Below are 1,137 nucleotides of genomic sequence, written 5' to 3' on the forward strand. Positions count from 1 at the left end.
CGCGCGTGCACGCGGAGATCGCGATCGCGACCCAGCAGGGCCGGCTGCGCACGACGCTCGACCGGATGAAGCTGCGCATGCCCGCCGCAGCGCTGCCCGATGGCGGCGAATACCGCCGGCTGGTCGCATCCGACCGCTACCTCGCCAGCGTGCTGCGCCATGCGCACGACGCCATCGTGTCGCTCGATCCGGACGGCTTTCCGGCTTCATGGAACCGCGGCGCGGAGTTGCTGTTCGGCCTGAACTTCGAGCAGGTACGGCGCGTTCCGTTCGCGTCGCTGTTCCGCAACACCGATGCGGCCGAGTCGGCGCTCGGTGCCGCGTTGTCGGGCTCGTTCTGCATGATCGGCCTGGAGGTGGCGCGCGGCGACGACGCCCGCTACCTCGACGCGAACTTCGGCGCGTTGCGCGACGACGGACAAGCCGTGATCGGCGCGGTCGCGATCCTGCGCGATATCACCGAGCGCCACCGCGCCGAGGAAGAGCTGCGCGCCACGTCGCGGCACAAGGACGAGTTCCTGGCGATGCTGGCGCACGAGCTGCGCAACCCGCTGGCACCTATCAGAAGTGCGGCGCAGATCCTCGGGATGCTCCCGCATCCGGACCCGCGAGGCATGCATGCCATCGAGATCATCGGGCGGCAGGCCGAACACATGACGGGCCTCATCGACGATCTGCTCGACGTCGCCCGCGTCACCCGCGGCACGTTCGCGCTGGATCGCGAGATCCTCGCCATCGGCGAGGTGGTGCACGACGCCGTCGAGCAGGCACGCACGCTGATCGAAGCGCGCCACCACGCGTTGCACATCGAACTGCCGCTGACGGAGCTGCACGTGCGCGGCGACCGCAAGCGGCTGACGCAGGTCGTGGCCAACCTGCTGGTAAACGCCGCCAAGTACACGCCGGACGGCGGCTCGATCACGCTGTCGGTGGCGGGCGACGATAGACACGTCGACCTGGCTGTCGTCGACACCGGCATCGGCATGTCGCCCGAGCTGGTCGACCGCGCGTTCGAACTGTTCGTGCAGGCCGAGCGCTCGCCCGACCGCGCCGAAGGCGGGCTGGGCATCGGGCTGTCACTGGTGCGATCGCTCGTGGCCATGCACGGCGGGCAGGTGGCGGCGCGCAGCGAGGGCC

1 protein-coding gene is annotated in these 1,137 nt (G+C 70.1%); it reads left to right on the plus strand.

Going from position 1 to position 1,137, the window contains the following annotated elements:
• Positions 1-1,137: PAS domain-containing sensor histidine kinase (locus FW784_RS14000; protein WP_149353934.1), on the plus strand; the 1,137-nt coding region annotated here is incomplete at both ends.

This window comes from Cognatilysobacter lacus, assembly GCF_008274655.1.
GTDB lineage: Bacteria > Pseudomonadota > Gammaproteobacteria > Xanthomonadales > Xanthomonadaceae > Cognatilysobacter > Cognatilysobacter lacus.